Source organism: Herbaspirillum sp. Her4 (assembly GCF_057961335.1).
Genome location: NZ_CM176330.1, coordinates 2,301,582 through 2,316,533 on the forward strand (window position 1 = coordinate 2,301,582; position 14,952 = coordinate 2,316,533).

The following is a 14,952-nucleotide window of genomic DNA, read 5'->3' on the forward strand; positions in this document are numbered from 1 at the left end:
TCCGTATGCGCGGACAAGCGATTACTTCAACCACTCCCTGATCCGCCGGCTCAGCACCTCGCAACTGATCCCATACCGGTCATGCAAGGTCGGCAGCGCTCCTGCATCGAGGAAGGCATCCGGTAGCCCGGCCATCTGGAAACCCGCCGGCTGCACGCGGTGGCGCATCAGCGTGGTGGCGACGATCTCGCCCAGGCCGCCGATGACGGAATGGTTCTCGGCCACCACCACCAGACGGTTCTTCTTGCTGACCTGCTGCACCACCGTGGCTTCGTCAAAGGGCTTGATGGTCGGGCAGTGCAGCACGCCCACGCTGACGTTGTCGGCTTCCAGCGCCTTGGCCACTTCCAGTGCGCGCATGGTCATGAAGCCGCTGGAGATGATCAGCACGTCGTTGCCGTCGCGGATCTCTTTGGCTTTGCCCAGCTCGAACTGGTAGTCGTATTCATCCAGCACCAGCGGCACGTTGCCGCGCGCCAGGCGCATGTAGACCGGGCCCTGGTGCGCCGCGATCTGCGGCACCGCCTGTTCCAGGTCCAGCGCATCGCAGGGGTCGACGATGGTCATGCCCGGAATGGCGCGCATCATCGCCAGGTCTTCGGTGGCCTGGTGACTGGGGCCGTAACCGGTAGTCAGGCCGGGCAGGGCGCAGCAGATCTTCACGTTCAGGTTTTCTTCGGCGATCACCTGGTGGATGAAGTCATACGCACGCCGCGTGGCAAAGACCGCATAGGTGGTGGCGAAGGGCACCAGTCCCTCCTTGGCCATGCCGCCGGCGGCGGCCATGAGCAACTGCTCGGCCATGCCCATCTGGAAGAAGCGCTCGGGATACGCCTTCTGGAACAGATGCAGGTCGGTGTACTTGGCCAGGTCAGCGGTGAGGCCCACGATCTCGGGGCGGTCCGCTGCGTATTCCACCAGGGCCTTGCCGAACGGGGCCGCCTGCACGCGCTGCCCTTCGGCGGCGATGGAGGCGATCATGGCCGAAGTGGTCAGGCGCGGTTTCTTCTCTGCGACGGTGTTCATGCTTGGCTTCCTTGTTGATAAGACTGGTCGAGGATGGACAGCGCCTGCTGCCATTCGGGCGGATCCACACGGATGAAGTGGTTCTTCTCGCGCTGCTCCAGGAAGGGCACGCCCTTGCCCATCAGGGTATCGAACAGGATCACGCGCGGCTTGGCGTCCTTGAGGTGGCGGGCATTGTCGAAGGCCCGCACCACGGCGGCCAGGTCATTGCCATCGACCCGCTGCACGTACCAGCCGAAAGACGCCCACTTGTCGGCCAGCGGCTCAAAGCCCATCACCTTGCTGGAAGGACCATCGGCCTGCTGGTTGTTGATGTCGACCAGGCAGATCAGGTTGCCCAGCTGGTGGTGGGCGGCGCCCATGGCGGCTTCCCAGGTCGAGCCCTCATCCAGCTCGCCATCGGACATGGAGTTGTAGACGAAGGCCGGATTGTGGTTGTAGCGCAGGCCCAGCGCCATGCCCACGCCGATGGCCAGGCCTTGGCCCAGCGAGCCGCCGGAGATTTCCATGCCCGGCGTATAGGTCGCCATGCCCGACATGGGCAGGCGGCTGTCATCGCTGCCGTAGGATTCCAGCTCTTCATCGGGGACGATGCCGGCCTCGATCAGGGCGGCATACAGGGCGATGGCGTAGTGCCCGTGCGAGAGCAGGAAGCGGTCGCGGCCGCTCCATTCCGGATCATCCGGGCGCAGTTGCATGGCGTGCTTGTAGGCCACGGCCAGCACGTCGGCCCAGCCCAGCGCCTGGCCGATGTAGCCCTGGCCCTGGACCTCGCCCATGCGCACGGCATTGCGGCGGATGCGGTATGCGCTTGCGCGCAGGTTTGCCAAATTGTCAGACATTGCGAGTCCTTGCTAGAGGAATGAAAACGTAAAAAATCACAGGAAGCCAATCGAGAACCACGGTACGAAGGCCACGATCAGCAGGCCCACCACCAGCGCGCCGAGATACGGCCAGATGCGCTTGACGGCAACGTCCGGATGCACGCGGCCGATGGTGCAGGCGGCGTAGTAGCCCAGGCCGAAGGGCGGTGCGAACAGGCCCACGCCCATGGAGAGGATGATGACCATGGCGTAATGCACCTCATGCACGCCGATGGCCTTGGCCACCGGGAACAGCAGCGGCGCGAACAGCACCATGGCGGGGATGCCCTCCAGCACGCTGCCCAGCACGATGAAGGCGGCGATCGACACCAGCAGGAAGCCATACTTGCCCCCCGGCACACTGGTCATGGCCTCGGCCAGCGCATGCGAGAAGCCCGACTGCGTCAGCGCCCACGACATGCCGGTAGCAGTGCCGATGATGAACAGGATCGCGCCCGACAAGGCAGCGGTGTCGACCAGCATCGGATAGAGCCGCTTCCAGTCGAACTGGCGATACACCAGCAGACCCGCCACCACCGAATAGGCAATGCCGATGGTGGAAACCTCGGTGGCCGTGGCCACCCCTTCGACCACGGCCGTGCGGATCAGGATCGGCAGCAGCAGCGCGGGCAGGGCGATGATGAGCGTGCGCAGCACCACGCGGCCGGGCGCGCGCTGGATGCCTTCGAGGATCTCGGCACTGCGCCAGCGCGCCAGGATCGCCAGCAGCACGGCCAGCACGATGCCCGGCATGATGCCGCCGGTGAACAGCGCCGCAATCGATACCCCCGCCACCGAGCCGATGGTGATCAGTACCAGCGAGGGCGGAATGGTCTCGGCCATGGCACCGGAGGCTGCCAGCAGCGAAATGAGTTCACCCTCGTGATTGCCACGCCGCTTCATCTCCGGCAGCAGCACCGGAGCCACCGCCGCCATGTCGGCGGTCTTGGCGCCGGAGATGCCCGAGACCAGCAGCATCGCCCCCAGCAGCACGTAGTTCAGCCCACCGCGCACGTGGCCCAGCAGCGACGCCAGGAAATCCACCATGGCCTTGGCCATGCCGGTCATTTCCACCAGATGGCCCAGCAGGATGAACAGCGGCACGGCCAGCAGGATCAGCGAGGACATGCCTTCATCGAAGCGTCCCGCCACCACCGCCAGCGGGCTGGTGGTGACCGTGAGCATGAAGGCCACCGTCGCCAGCCCGAAGCAGAAGGCGATGGGAATGCCCAGCAGCACCGACACGCCCAGTACCACACCGAAGAACACCACCAGGTTCCAGTTGCCGATGGCCTGCAGCCAGCCTGCGCCCAGATACATGGCACCGGCCACCACGGCCAGCAGGACCACCACGCCGGCCAGGTCGACCAGCTTCTGGCGCGAGATGCGCAGCAGCGACAGCGCAATCATCAGCGCCGCACCGACCGCCACGGCCGCCGCACGCACGGTGTTGGGCCAGCCCAGCGCCGGGGTCTGTACGAACATTTCGTCTTCGGCGTATTCCCACATCGGATGCATCAGGATCAGCAGCATCACGCAGGGCGCGATGATGGCCAAGGCTTCGGCCCAGGCCTTGCCGCGTTCGCTCATGAAGCCCACCAGCACGGTGGTGCGCATGTGGGTACCGCGCCGCAGGGCCACGGCCGCGCCCAGGTTGGCAAGCCAGAGGAAGAGGATGGACGCCAGTTCATCCGCCCAGGGGATCGGGTTGTTGAAGATGAAGCGCATGATCACGCCCGCCAGCAGGACCACCACCTCGCCCACCACCAGCGCCGCGGCAGGAATCTCGATGGCCAGGCCCAGCCAGTTTTCCAGGCGCGCTGCCAGCGAGCGGTCATCCGTCACCGGCTGCTCCAGCGACAGGGCGCTCATCCCAGGCTCCCGACGGCGTTCTGCAGCAGCTTCCATGCATCGTCGCCGAACTTGGCGCGCATGTCCTTGTAGAAGTTGGCCTGGGCCAGTGCGGCCTTGAAGGAATCCTTGTCGGCCTCGATGATCTGCACACCCTTGCCCTGCAGGTCATTGCGGGCGAAGCCGGCCAGCGAGGCGATGTCGGCGCGTTCATCCGTGGCAGCCTTGTCCAGTTCGCGGCGCACGATTTCCTGGATGTCCTTGGGTAGCTTTTCGAAGGCGCGGCGGTTGCCGAGGATCCAGTAAGCATCCCACACGTGGTTGGAGATGGTGCAGAACTTCTGCACTTCGTACAGGCGCGCCGTGCTGATGATGGCCAGCGGGTTTTCCTGGCCTTCGACCAGCTTGGTCTGCAGCGACGAATAGACTTCATTGAAGTTGATCGGCGTCGGGCTGGCACCCAGTGCGGTGAAGAGCGAGGTCAGCATCGGTGCCGCCGGCACGCGCAGCTTCAGGCCCTTGAGGTCGCCCGCAGTCTTGATCGGTTTGGTCGAGGTGGTGATCTGGCGGAAGCCGTTGTCCCAGGGTTTGGACATGGTCAACAGGCCGACCTTCTCGATCTGCGCGCGCACATAGGCACCCAGCGGGCCATCCATGGCCTGCCAGACTTCCTTGTAGTCGTGGAAGGCGAAACCGGTGTTGACGATGCCGGCTGCCGGCACCAGGGTCGACAGCACCACGCTGGCCTGGTTGAAGAATTCCACGCCGCCATTGCGGATCTGCGACATCAGGTCGGTATCCGAACCCAGCTGGTTGGCCGGGAACAGCTTGATGTCCAGCCGGCCGCCGGTGGCTTCGCGGATGCGGTCGATGGCCTGCTGCGCACGCTTGTTGACCGGGTGCGACGGATCTTGTCCGGTGGCGAACTTGTAGTTGAACTCGGCCGCATGGGCCGGACGGCTCATGATGGAAAACAGCGGCAGCGCCGCACCCACGGCACCGGCCTTGAGCAGCTGGCGGCGGCTCAGGGTGGTCTTGCCGGGTTTGCTGTTGTCTTGGGTCATGTCTGGTCTCCTGTTTGTTCTGATAGCGGGAAAGATGCCGGCCGGGCCGGCGTGCGCGAGCATTAAGCTGTGTTTAATGAATCAGCATTCCACCATTAACGTCCAGCGTGATGCCGGTGCAGTATTGCGAGAGGTCGCTGCCGAGGAAGACGCAGGCGCCGCCGATGTCGTCGGCACGGCCCAGGCGCGCCAGCGGAATGGTCTCGGCGATTTCGGCCTTCTTTTCTTCGGTGAGCTTGCCCTTGATGATGTCGGTGCCGATCAGGCCGGGCGTGATGCTGTTGACGCGGATGCCTTCCGGACCGAACTCGCGCGCCATGGCACGTGCCAGCCCCAGCACGCCGGCCTTGGCCGCCGAATAGTGCGGACCGCCCAGGATGCCGCCGCCGCGTTGCGCCGACACCGAGGAGATGCAGATGATGGAACCGCTCTGCTGCGCACGCATGGCCGGCAGCACCGCCTGCGACATGTAGAGCGTGCCGCGCAGGCTGACATCGAGGATGCGGTCGTAATCCGCGCCGGTGATCTCCAGCGTCTTGACGGGTTGGGTGATACCGGCATTGTTGACCAGGATGTCGATGCGGCCGAACTGCTTGATGGCCTGGGCAATGGCCGCCTCGCAGGAAGCCTTGTCGGTCACGTCCGCCACCAGCCCCAGATGCTGGCTGCCGATGCGCGCAGCGGCGCCGGCCGGGTCGGCTTGCGCCAGGTCCAGCACCACCACGCGGGCGCCTTGTCCGGCCATCAGGCGCGCCGTGGCGTAGCCCAGTCCGTTGATTCCTGCACCGCCGGTGATGACGGCAACCTTGTCCTTGAGCAGCATGTCGTGTTCTCCAGATGTTTGCGTTGAGGTGAGCAACAGCGGAGACAGCGCGGATGCGCGATGGCGCGTGCTGCCGTGCAGCATGCAGGGTAGTTGACCATGTCTCCGTTTTTGTTCTGATGCGCATGGTCGAACTTTCCTCGCCTGACGACAAGCGAAGTCTCGTCATGTTAAAGTGACGGATCATCATCTTAGCCACAGAGCCCGTCCATGGCCGTTCTCCCGCCGTTACCCAACCTTCAGGCCTTCGAAGCGGTGGCCCGGCGCAAGAGTTTTGCGCTGGCGGCGGCCGAGCTGCACCTGACCGCTTCGGCGGTGAGCCATCAGGTGGCACGGCTGGAGTCCTATCTCGGCATTCGGCTCTTCGAGCGCAGTGCGCACGGCGTGCGCATCACCACGGCCGGGGAAAGTTACCTGGCGCGCATCCAGGGGGCGATCTCGGCCATCACGGCGGCCTCCATGGATGTGCGGCAGGGCGTCAGCAATACGCTCTACATCCATTCCGCGCCCAGCATCGCCAGCCTGTGGCTGATGGCGCGGCTCAATGATTTCGCGCGCACCTATCCGGAGATCACCTTCAATCTCTCGGCGGCGCATTCGCAGAGCAATTTTGAATTGGGCGAGGTCGATATCGACATCCGCTACGGCATTCCCAACTGGCCGGGACTGGTGGTGGAGCCGCTCTTCGAAGAGCGCATCGTGCCCTTGGCCAGCCCGGCCTTCATCCGTGAATACAGACTCAGGAAGCCCGCCGATCTGCTGGGCGTGAAGCTCATTCGCAGCAACGTGAGCGTGGTGCAGTGGTCGGACTGGTTCGGGGAATTTGCGGACGTGCGTCCGCCGGAGCAGTTCGCGGTCCGTTTCGACCGCGCACAGATGTCACTGGATGCCGCTACCCAGGGATTGGGCGTGGCGCTGGAGAGCGCGACCGTGGCCGCGCGGCACATCGAGGAAAAGAAACTGAAACCGGTCTTCGGACTGGATCGCGCCATCAAGGTCAAGGCGCACTTTGCGGTCTACCCGGCGCATCATGCACGCCGGCCTGCGGTGGCTGCGTTCCTTGAGTGGCTGCGTGAGCAGGCCGAAGTGCAGGATTACTGAGCGGCCTTCTGCTGCCGCGCCACTTCCTTGCGCTTCATGGAGAGATAGTCCTCGCGGCTGACCTCATGCAACTGGCGGGGATATTGTTCGGTCGCACCGTACCAGGCCGTCAGCCGCTTCTCCAGCCGTTCTCCGGCCGGTGCTTCCAGGCCAGACAGATAGGCATCGATGGCCAGGTAATAGCGCATGGTATTGCGCTCCACCGTGGCGCGGCTGCCCGAGACATACTGCGGCTGTCCGTTGGCCTCGCGCTTGACCACGCTGAAACCGACCTTGTCGCGGCCGGCCGTCATCAGGTAGGCACGCAGCGCCAGCTTGCTGGCCATGCCATAGGAATAGGCATAGCTGAAATGCAGGAAGGAGCGCTTGTCATCCAGCGGAATGGCTTCAATCTCGATGCGATAGTTGGAGGTGTCCAGCGGTCCCTTGTCGGCCAGCATCGAGGACGAAAAATAATCGGCCGCGCTGGCCCCGCCGTGATAGCGCAGGTCGACGCGGTAGGTATCGTTGAGATCCTGTTCGGTCTTCTTGCCGACCTGCATGCGCAGGGTGGTCTTGCCGTTTTCGCGCATCATGCGGCAATACTTGGTGTTGAGGTGCAGGATGAGGATGTCACACCAATGATCGGGGTTGTCCAGCGACTCGCGCACTTGCGCAAAGGGATAGCTCAGCACGGCATAGATGTCGCCCTTGACGTTGCCGCCTTCCTCGCGCGAATTCAGGTAAAGAGGGCGATGGTAACCGTTGTTGCTGAGCTCGCCCTGCAATTCTTCGTAACGGCTCTTCATGGCGACCGCACCGGTCTGGGTTTGGGCATGTGCCCAGCTGCCGACCGCCAAGGCACAGGTGGCAGCCAGCAACAAGCGTGAGGTCAGACGGGACAACATCGATCGCAAACCGGACTCCTTTTCGATTTCAGTACATTCGTTCATTCACCGGCGTTTCCCGCCGCGCTCAAAGCAGGCGGGACCAGACGCTGGCGCCAAATTCCTTCATCCTTTCACTGATCGGGCGCTGCTCCCATTGTTCCTTTGTGATTTCCTTGGAGGCGCCAAGATCCCGGTCGAACATGGTTTTGGTCTGGGCCCCGAATCGCGGGCTCAGGATCACGGCATTTATTTCCTGGTTGTAGACGAAGCTGCGCCAGTCGAGGTTGGTCGAACCGATGGTGGACCAGACGCCATCGATGAGCGCGGTCTTGGAATGCAGCAGCGCGTCCTGGCGCTCGTAGATGCGCACGCCCGCTTCCAGCAGTTCGCTGTAGAAGGAGCGCGAGGCATACAGCACCAGCGAGGAGTCGCTGTGCGAGGGCAGGATCAGGCGCACATCCACGCCGCGCCGGGCCGCATCCTTGAGCGAATCGCGCAGTTGCGGATCGGGCACGAAGTAGGCATTGGTCAGGTAGATCGAACTCTCCGCATGTTGAATGGCCGAGATGAAGGTGGCGTAGATGATGCTGTAGGGATCATCGGGCGAGCTGCCGATGGCGCGCACGATCTCGTTGCCGGCGGGGGCGACGGGCGGGAAGTAGCGATGGTCGCCGAGGTCCGGACCGCGCTGCTTGCCCCAGGTCTCGATGAACAGCTTCTGGAATTCCAGCGCTACCGGGCCATCGATGCGCACCTGCGTATCACGCCAAGGGATCTGCTCGCCGTCCTTGTTGAGCTGCGGTTTTTTCTTGCGGGTGCTGAAGGACCCGCTGGAATACACGCTGCTGATGTTGATGCCGCCGACGAAAGCGGTCTTGCCATCGACCACCAGCAGCTTGCGGTGATCGCGCTGGTTGACGGCCCAGTCCTTGCGCAGCTGCGTCGGATTGATCGGATTGAATTCCAGCACATGCACGCCCGCATCGATCAGGGGCTGGAAGAATTCGCGCGGGGTATTGATGCTGCCCACGCTGTCATACATCAGGTTGACCTGCACTCCCTTCTTCTGCATGGCGATCAGCAGGTCGGCAAACTGGCGGCCGACCTCATCGTCTTCCATGATGTAGGTTTCCATGTTGATGTGATAGCGCGCGGCCTGGATCGCCTGCTGCATGGAGGCATAGGTGGCCGGGCCGTCGATGAGCAGCGTGACCTTGTTGCCGGTGACCAGCGGCGAGCCGGTGATGGCGCCTTCGATGGCCACGTGGCGGTCCAGCAGGGTGTTGTCGGCATTCTGCGCGCGCAGCTTGTCCAGCGCGGCCTTGGCCTGTGCCTCGGAGAGCACGCCGCGTCCGCCCTTCATCTGGATGGTGCGGGCCGATTGCGTGTCCATGTCGGGCACGATGGTGGGCAGCGAGCTGCATGCGGCCAGCATCAGCGAGCTCAGCAGCAGCGCGAGCCCGGCGGCGGACCAGCTCCTCAATCTCATTTTCTTGTTGGTCATGGAAGGATCCCGGTTGGGCGCTGCCATGGACCGGGACGCTGTCCGGCGTCGGCAGGCAACGCTGTGCGGACGAGTATATGCCCGGCTGCAGCGCCGTAGCGCGACCGCAGGCACGAATCGGAACTGTCCTACAAAGGAAAGCGGGAGCTGCCTACAGGGGGGCGCGGGCGCTGTTGCATCCCGCAGGAGGAGAGGCGGATGGATCGACGATCCATCCGGCGGGAATCATCAGTAAACGTCGCGGCGATAGCGATTCTGTTCGATCAGGGCATGCAGGCCGGCTTCGCCCAGCAGGTCCGTGAGGACGGCATCGACACCGGCGGCCATGCCTTCCAGGCTGCCGCAGACGTAGATGACTGCGCCCTGGTCCAGCCACTGGCGCAGCTCGGGCCCGGCTTGACGCAGGCGGTCCTGTACATACAGGCGTTCGCTCTGGTCACGCGAGAAGGCGAGATCAAGGCGCGCCAGGCGGCCGTGTTCCAGCCAGTCCTGCAATTCATCGGCATACAGGAAATCGTAACGTTCGTTACGTTCTCCAAAAAGCAGCCAGTTGCGGGACTGCGTTTCTGCGTGCTGCATGCGTGCGTGCAGGTGACCGCGCAAGCCGGCCAGGCCCGAGCCATTGCCGATGAAGATGGCCGGCGTATCGGCCGCGACCGGAGCGAAACCGGCGTTCTCCACCAGACGCAGATCGATGGAGGCATCGCCTGGTGCAAATTCGGTCAGCCAGCCGGAGGCCAGTCCCAGTCCGTCTTCATGCCGGACCTGGCGCACCAGCAGGTGCACCGCGCCATCCTGTGGGACCGAGGCCACCGAGTACGAACGCGCGGCCAGGGGCTGCAACTGGTCGGCCAGGGCTTGGGCTTCCCGTGCGGGATGCGTGGGCAGCACGCTGCAGGCCAGCGCGTCGGCCAGCGTCTTTTGGCGGCCTTGATGGCTCACCATGGTGCTGCCCTCCAGCTGCAGTCGCTGCAGCAGCAGGGCAATACGATCCGGTGCGTGGCGCGGCAGGATCTCGACCAGTGCACCGGCTTGCCAGTCGGGCAGGCTGCTGTCCTGCGGCTTTAATTCCACGTGATACAGCGGCGCACCCTGGCTGCCCGGATTCATGAGCACGCGTCGTGTCAGCTTCCATTGTTGCCATGCCGGTGCAGTGGTGGGCAGGAGTTCGCTCACATTCGCCTGCAGTCCGTGGGCGGCCAGTTCAGTTTCCCATTTGCGCAGCGCCACGCCGGCCATGCGGTCCACTTCCACCAGCGGGAACAGGGGCTTGGCCCCGCACTGGCGCAGGCCGTGGTCGAGGGTGTGGCCAAAGCCGCAGAACTGCGCGTAGTGACGGTCGCCCAGCGCCAGGATGGCGTAGTGCACGTGGGCCAGCGACTGCCCTGCGGCCTGGCGCAGGCGCTTTTCGAAGCCGCGTGCGCTGTCGGGCGCATCGCCCTCGCCAAAGGTGCTGGCGATGAAGAGGATGCGGCGGTGATGGCGCAAGCTCTCCGGCGTGCTTTGTGCCAGCGCTTGCAACTGCACGGCGATGCCGCTGCGGCGCAGGCCGGCAGCGGTATGCAGGGCGATGCGCTCGGCCTGGCCGGTCTGCGAGGCATAGGCCACCAGGACCGGTTCGCCTTCGGCAGCGGGTGCCGTGCCGTTGAGGCTGGCACGTTCGGCGCGCAGCGCGGCCTTCTTGCGGCGGCGGTCGAGATAGAGCATCCAGCCGGTGATGCCGAAGAGCGGCATCATCAGGCTGGCGATGGCCATGATGATGCGGCCGGGCAGGCCGAAGTAAGTGCCCATGTGCAGCGGATAGATGGCGGCGATCAGCTTGCCGCCATTGCTCTTGTCCTCGTAACGTTCCAGCTGCCGGACCTCGCCGCTCTGCGGCAGGACTACCATGCGGCTGCGGGCGCGCTCATGGGGCGCACCGTGATCGAGGAAGAAGATCTGCACCGGCTGTGATCCCTGTTCCGGCAGGCGCAGCTGGGCGCTCTGGTAGTCCGGTGCTTTGGCGAGGAAACTGTTCCAGGCCTGGGTCAGTTCCAGCGGGATGGCTTCGTCCGTGGCCGGTTTCTTCTTGCCTTCGCCGCGCTGCATGGCGGGGCGGCGGCTCTCGCCGGCGAGCGTATTGAGGCCGTCCTTGAACCAGTCCAGCGCCCAGTAGGCACCCGTGATGGAGAACACGACATACATCACCAGCGACCAGGTACCGATGACCGAATGCAGATTCCACAGGAAGGAGCGGCCCTGCAACTGGAAGTCCAGCCGCAGCCAGGCGCGCAGCGACAGCGGGCGGCGCGGCCAGCGTAGGTAGAGGCCCGAAAGCGCCAGCACCAGCAGCGCCAGTGCCAGCGTGCCCAGCACGATCTTGCCGATCTCGGTGGGCAGCAGCAGCCAGCGGTGGAAGTGCTCGATGAACTCGAAGAATTCCGCGCCTGTCACCGGCGGCAGCAGCGCGCCGGTATAGGGATCGGCATAGCGCACCTCACCGCGCCGCACCCCGGGCGGCGGCGCGAAGACCACGCGGGCCGAGGCGCCGGGTTCAGAAGTGAGGGTGAGGGTGGTGACGCGCCGGGCCGGTTCGGCCTCACGCAGTTTGTCCAGCAGTTGCTGGGGCGTGAGCGTGGCCTGCTGGCGCACTTGCACATGCATCACGCCGGGGCTCAGCGCCTCCATGATTTCTTCGCGGAAAGCCAGCACGGCGCCGGTCACGCCGATGGTCATCAACAGGGTGCCGGCAGTAATGCCGATGAACCAGTGCAACTGGAACCAGATCTTCTTGAACATGTATCACTAGGGCGGCGAGAGGCGCGCATGCGCCTTGTTGGTCTTGTCTGCCGGGCCGCAGCGGGCGCGACCGGCGGGTCAGGCCGGTATTATAGTTCAGATGAAAATGATTCTTATTGTTGTTTTGGGTGGCGTGATGTAGCTGTCCGTACACAAAACTCTTCGAGCTCCACCATGAATTTTCCTTGAGGAAATTATTTGCCAGTCTTGCTGGTTAACCTGGCCGACCAAGCCAGGAGCGCATGTTGCCGGAAATTCTCCTGCCATCTTCAAAAAATTCCTTAAGTGGAATATAACTTCAGGGGAATAAAGCATGCAATGCGAGGTAGAATTTACCGATGAATTCGAAGACTGGTGGGATCGGCTCAACGATGCTGAGCAGACGTCCGTGGCTGCCTACGTCGGCCTGCTGGAGAAAAACGGACCCGCTCTCAGACACCCATACAGTTCTGGAATTCTCGGTTCCAGGCATGCGCACATGAGAGAGCTTCGGATCCAGCATGCCGGAAGACCTTGCCGGGTGCTCTACGCATTTGATCCATTGCGGCATGCGATCCTGTTGATTGGCGGAGACAAGACCGGAAACCATCGTTGGTACGAGCACACCATCCCTCTCGCGGACAGGCTCTACGACGTTCATCTCGACACACTGAGCAAGGAGGCAGTCGATCATGGCAAAAAAATTTAGTGAATTGCGCGCCCGCATGCATCCTGAGGCGCAAGTGCAGGCAAACGCAAGAACCGAATCCATGCAGACCTGCATCAAATTGCAGGCATTGCGCAAGAGCCTGCAAGTGACGCAGGCCAGCCTTGCCGCGAGTTTGAATATTCAGCAGGCAGCCATTTCGAAGATGGAAAGTCGTGATGACCTGCTAGTGAGCAGCGTCATGGACTTCGTGCGGGGCTTGGGCGGTCAATTGGTGCTGACGGCAACGTTCCCAGGCAACAAGACGTTTGATTTGACACCCGAACCGGTGAAGGTCCTGCGCGCGCCCATTGCCGTTACGGAAAAGCCTCGAGCCAAGATGCGCCGACCGGGCAAGGCAAGCTGACTTCAGTGTCTCTCCGCTACAGCATCCAGCCACCGGGACGTAGCGTGGCTGGGGCGACATCGGCAAGCTCGTTTACCCCAACATCATCTTCAACAGGGTCCGAGTCAAACTGCTCCCGGTATCGGCCGCCACATCCACCACACTCAGGTGATGTTGCCCGGGCAGCGGCAAGACTTCCACCGCATGTCCCGACTGCCGCAGCGTGGCCGCATAGAAATCGCGCTGGCGCAGGAATTCCGCCGATTCATCGTCGCCCGCACATAGCAACGCCTGCACGCCATTGGGCATGGCGAGCAATTGCGGGCTGGCCTGCTGGGCGTCCGAGGGCGAGAGGTGCAGCACTTCGTTCAGATAGGACAGCCGCACCGGTTCCAGGTCATAGATCCCGCTGATGCCGCACACGCCGCGCACCGGCGCGGCACCCAGCGAAGCAATCAGCGCGGCCAGGTGGGCACCGGCCGAGTGGCCCATGAGCCAGATCGCATCCGGATCGAAGCGCAGCGCCGCCGCCTTGGCATACAGCATGCGCAGCGCGCGCCCGCAGTCGGCGGCGATGTCGCCCATGCGCACTTGTGGGGCCAGGCGGTAATTGATGAGGGCCACGTTGATGTCCTGGGCCAGGTAGGGCAGGGCCAGTTGGCTGAACTGGTGCTTGTCCAGCGAGCGCCAGTAGCCGCCGTGGATGAAGACCAGCAGGGGCCGGCCATTGCTGCGCCCGGGAAAGAAATCCAGCGTCTGCAGCGCATCCTCTCCGTAAGGTACATCGGTCAGATGCGGATGCGCTTGCCGCGCTGCTTCTCCCTCGCGCGCAAAGCGGTCGAAATACGCCTGGAAATCCGTAATACGCAGGCGCACGTTGTATTGCTCGTCCAGCGCCTCGCGGTCATAGTCGCGGTAGATGTTCATGTTGTCTCCCCGGCCTTCCGGCCACAGTCGTTGTCCTGCCCGGATTCATTCGGCAAAGTGCGCCGAGATCAGGTTGCGCAGCCAGACATTGCCCTCGTCCTGATTGTAGCGGCGATGCCAGAACATGTTGGTCTGCAGCGCCGGCAGGCGCAGCGGCGGTTTGATGTAACGCAGTCCGAAGGGCGCGGCAGCACTCTCGGCGAGCTTGCGCGGCACCGTCACCACCAGCGCCGTGGTGCTGACGATGTAAGGAACCGCCGTGAAATGCGGCACCCGGAAGCGCACGCTGGGCAGCACGCCGGCCTTCTCCAGATTCTGGTTGATGCGATCATAAGGACTCTCCAGCGAAGACACCATCAGGTGCTCGGCTGCCAGGAATTCCTTCAGGCTGACTTCGCCGCGCTTGTCCAGCGCATGGCCGATACGGAACATGCTCACGTATTCCTGGCGGAACAATCGCCGCTGGTACAGCGCCTCCGACAGATTGTCGAACGCGCCGATGGCCAGGTCCACCCGGCCCGCTTCCATTTCACTCTTCAGGTCGATCGCCCCGGCACGCACGGTCGACAGGCTCACGCCCGGCGCGACCTCGGCACAGGCTTCGATCAGGCGCGGCATGAAATACACCTCACCCACATCGGTCATGGCAATCGTGAAGCGGCGCTCGCTGGTCTGCGGCGCAAAGCCTTCCTGCAGGTTGAGAGCACGGGCTACCTGCTGCAGCGCCGCAGCCACCGGCTCGGCCAGCTGTTCGGCAAAGGGCGTGGGCTGCATGCCTTGTGCCGTGCGCACGAACAGCTCATCGCCGAAGCTGCGCCGCAACCGCGCCAGCGCGTTGGACACCGCCGGCTGCGACAGCCCCAGCCGACGGGCGACCGAGGAGATCTGGCGTTCCTGGAAGACTTCCTGAAATACCACCAGCAGATTGAGATCGATGTCGCGCGGTTCGATGAGGGCCATGGTCAGCTCGGCAGTACGGCAAACGCGTGCACTGCAATATTCATGAAATGAATGGATCGTATTTTCGTATTTATATCGTAAAAGAAGGGCGATTGCACTACAGTGACGGCGCGACAACACCATCAAGAGCCGCGCAGCAGCGTCTGCGCACACGG

General features: G+C 63.6%; 13 protein-coding genes. 3 read left to right on the forward strand and 10 right to left on the reverse strand.

Features of this window, described 5'->3' with window-relative positions:
- Positions 1 to 21 precede the first annotated feature (21 nt).
- The 5 genes from ACWFUC_RS10445 to ACWFUC_RS10465 all read right to left on the reverse strand — a co-directional run bounded on the left by ACWFUC_RS10445 (position 22) and on the right by ACWFUC_RS10465 (position 5,627).
- The gene (locus ACWFUC_RS10445; RefSeq protein ID WP_134221566.1) at positions 22 to 1,026 is read right to left on the reverse strand and encodes a transketolase family protein; all 1,005 of its coding nucleotides are present in this window, start codon (positions 1,024 to 1,026) and stop codon (positions 22 to 24) included.
- Positions 1,023 to 1,868 (reverse strand): transketolase, encoded by an 846-nt coding sequence (locus ACWFUC_RS10450; RefSeq protein ID WP_039785929.1) that lies wholly within the window; start codon positions 1,866 to 1,868, stop codon positions 1,023 to 1,025. The genes ACWFUC_RS10445 and ACWFUC_RS10450 overlap by 4 nt, the downstream gene beginning before the upstream one ends.
- Before the next feature lie 36 nt (positions 1,869 to 1,904).
- Complete coding sequence (locus tag ACWFUC_RS10455; protein ID WP_121044201.1) at positions 1,905 to 3,761, reverse strand: TRAP transporter large permease; 1,857 nt, start codon at positions 3,759 to 3,761, stop codon at positions 1,905 to 1,907.
- Positions 3,758 to 4,804, reverse strand: coding sequence for a TRAP transporter substrate-binding protein (locus tag ACWFUC_RS10460; protein WP_121044199.1), 1,047 nt, complete (start codon positions 4,802 to 4,804; stop codon positions 3,758 to 3,760). Before ACWFUC_RS10460 ends, ACWFUC_RS10455 begins: the two co-directional genes overlap by 4 nt.
- Positions 4,805 to 4,877: 73 nt before the next feature.
- Positions 4,878 to 5,627, reverse strand: a complete 750-nt coding sequence (locus ACWFUC_RS10465; protein ID WP_489624847.1) for an SDR family NAD(P)-dependent oxidoreductase — start codon at positions 5,625 to 5,627, stop codon at positions 4,878 to 4,880.
- A 210-nt stretch (positions 5,628 to 5,837) separates the two neighbouring features.
- On the opposite strand from ACWFUC_RS10465, the gene ACWFUC_RS10470 reads away from it, so the two are divergent.
- Positions 5,838 to 6,728, forward strand: a complete 891-nt coding sequence (locus ACWFUC_RS10470) for a LysR substrate-binding domain-containing protein (protein ID WP_489624848.1) — start codon at positions 5,838 to 5,840, stop codon at positions 6,726 to 6,728.
- Here ACWFUC_RS10470 and ACWFUC_RS10475 read toward each other — a convergent pair.
- The 3 genes from ACWFUC_RS10475 to ACWFUC_RS10485 form a co-directional block, all read right to left on the reverse strand.
- Positions 6,722 to 7,615 (reverse strand): hypothetical protein, encoded by an 894-nt coding sequence (locus tag ACWFUC_RS10475; protein ID WP_039786206.1) that lies wholly within the window; start codon positions 7,613 to 7,615, stop codon positions 6,722 to 6,724. The two genes, ACWFUC_RS10470 and ACWFUC_RS10475, sit on opposite strands and share 7 nt — an antisense overlap.
- A 67-nt stretch (positions 7,616 to 7,682) precedes the next feature.
- A complete protein-coding gene (cls, locus tag ACWFUC_RS10480; RefSeq protein ID WP_489637594.1) occupies positions 7,683 to 9,101 on the reverse strand; it encodes a cardiolipin synthase in 1,419 nt (472 codons plus the stop codon).
- 228 nt (positions 9,102 to 9,329) lie between these two features.
- On the reverse strand, positions 9,330 to 11,879 hold the full coding sequence (locus ACWFUC_RS10485; RefSeq protein ID WP_489624849.1) for a PepSY domain-containing protein: 2,550 nt from the start codon (positions 11,877 to 11,879) through the stop codon (positions 9,330 to 9,332).
- Between the two features lie 313 nt (positions 11,880 to 12,192).
- Between ACWFUC_RS10485 and ACWFUC_RS10490 the strand changes: the two genes are divergently transcribed.
- The gene (locus ACWFUC_RS10490) at positions 12,193 to 12,567 is read left to right on the forward strand and encodes a type II toxin-antitoxin system RelE/ParE family toxin (RefSeq protein ID WP_489624850.1); all 375 of its coding nucleotides are present in this window, start codon (positions 12,193 to 12,195) and stop codon (positions 12,565 to 12,567) included.
- Positions 12,551 to 12,931 (forward strand): helix-turn-helix domain-containing protein, encoded by a 381-nt coding sequence (locus ACWFUC_RS10495; protein WP_121044185.1) that lies wholly within the window; start codon positions 12,551 to 12,553, stop codon positions 12,929 to 12,931. The genes ACWFUC_RS10490 and ACWFUC_RS10495 overlap by 17 nt, the downstream gene beginning before the upstream one ends.
- Before the next feature lie 72 nt (positions 12,932 to 13,003).
- Here the strand turns inward: ACWFUC_RS10495 and ACWFUC_RS10500 are convergent, their stop codons facing one another.
- On the reverse strand, positions 13,004 to 13,837 hold the full coding sequence (locus ACWFUC_RS10500) for an alpha/beta hydrolase (protein ID WP_209567777.1): 834 nt from the start codon (positions 13,835 to 13,837) through the stop codon (positions 13,004 to 13,006).
- 45 nt (positions 13,838 to 13,882) lie between these two features.
- Entirely contained in the window at positions 13,883 to 14,797 is a 915-nt protein-coding gene (locus ACWFUC_RS10505) for a LysR substrate-binding domain-containing protein (RefSeq protein ID WP_121044179.1), read from the reverse strand.
- Between the last annotated feature and the right edge of the window lie 155 nt (positions 14,798 to 14,952).

What these genes read in the sequence shown, in the direction of transcription:
- ACWFUC_RS10450 (WP_039785929.1), bottom strand. Translation starts at nt 1,868, where the DNA reads ATGTCTGACAATTTGGCAAACCTGCGCGCAAGCGCATACCGCATCCGC.
- ACWFUC_RS10475 (WP_039786206.1), bottom strand. Translation starts at nt 7,615, where the DNA reads ATGTTGTCCCGTCTGACCTCACGCTTGTTGCTGGCTGCCACCTGTGCC.
- ACWFUC_RS10505 (WP_121044179.1), bottom strand. Translation starts at nt 14,797, where the DNA reads ATGGCCCTCATCGAACCGCGCGACATCGATCTCAATCTGCTGGTGGTA.
- ACWFUC_RS10465 (WP_489624847.1), bottom strand. Translation starts at nt 5,627, where the DNA reads ATGCTGCTCAAGGACAAGGTTGCCGTCATCACCGGCGGTGCAGGAATC.
- ACWFUC_RS10490 (WP_489624850.1), top strand. Translation starts at nt 12,193, where the DNA reads ATGCAATGCGAGGTAGAATTTACCGATGAATTCGAAGACTGGTGGGAT.
- ACWFUC_RS10455 (WP_121044201.1), bottom strand. Translation starts at nt 3,761, where the DNA reads ATGAGCGCCCTGTCGCTGGAGCAGCCGGTGACGGATGACCGCTCGCTG.
- cls (WP_489637594.1), bottom strand. Translation starts at nt 9,101, where the DNA reads ATGACCAACAAGAAAATGAGATTGAGGAGCTGGTCCGCCGCCGGGCTC.
- ACWFUC_RS10495 (WP_121044185.1), top strand. Translation starts at nt 12,551, where the DNA reads ATGGCAAAAAAATTTAGTGAATTGCGCGCCCGCATGCATCCTGAGGCG.
- ACWFUC_RS10460 (WP_121044199.1), bottom strand. Translation starts at nt 4,804, where the DNA reads ATGACCCAAGACAACAGCAAACCCGGCAAGACCACCCTGAGCCGCCGC.
- ACWFUC_RS10485 (WP_489624849.1), bottom strand. Translation starts at nt 11,879, where the DNA reads ATGTTCAAGAAGATCTGGTTCCAGTTGCACTGGTTCATCGGCATTACT.
- ACWFUC_RS10445 (WP_134221566.1), bottom strand. Translation starts at nt 1,026, where the DNA reads ATGAACACCGTCGCAGAGAAGAAACCGCGCCTGACCACTTCGGCCATG.
- ACWFUC_RS10500 (WP_209567777.1), bottom strand. Translation starts at nt 13,837, where the DNA reads ATGAACATCTACCGCGACTATGACCGCGAGGCGCTGGACGAGCAATAC.
- ACWFUC_RS10470 (WP_489624848.1), top strand. Translation starts at nt 5,838, where the DNA reads ATGGCCGTTCTCCCGCCGTTACCCAACCTTCAGGCCTTCGAAGCGGTG.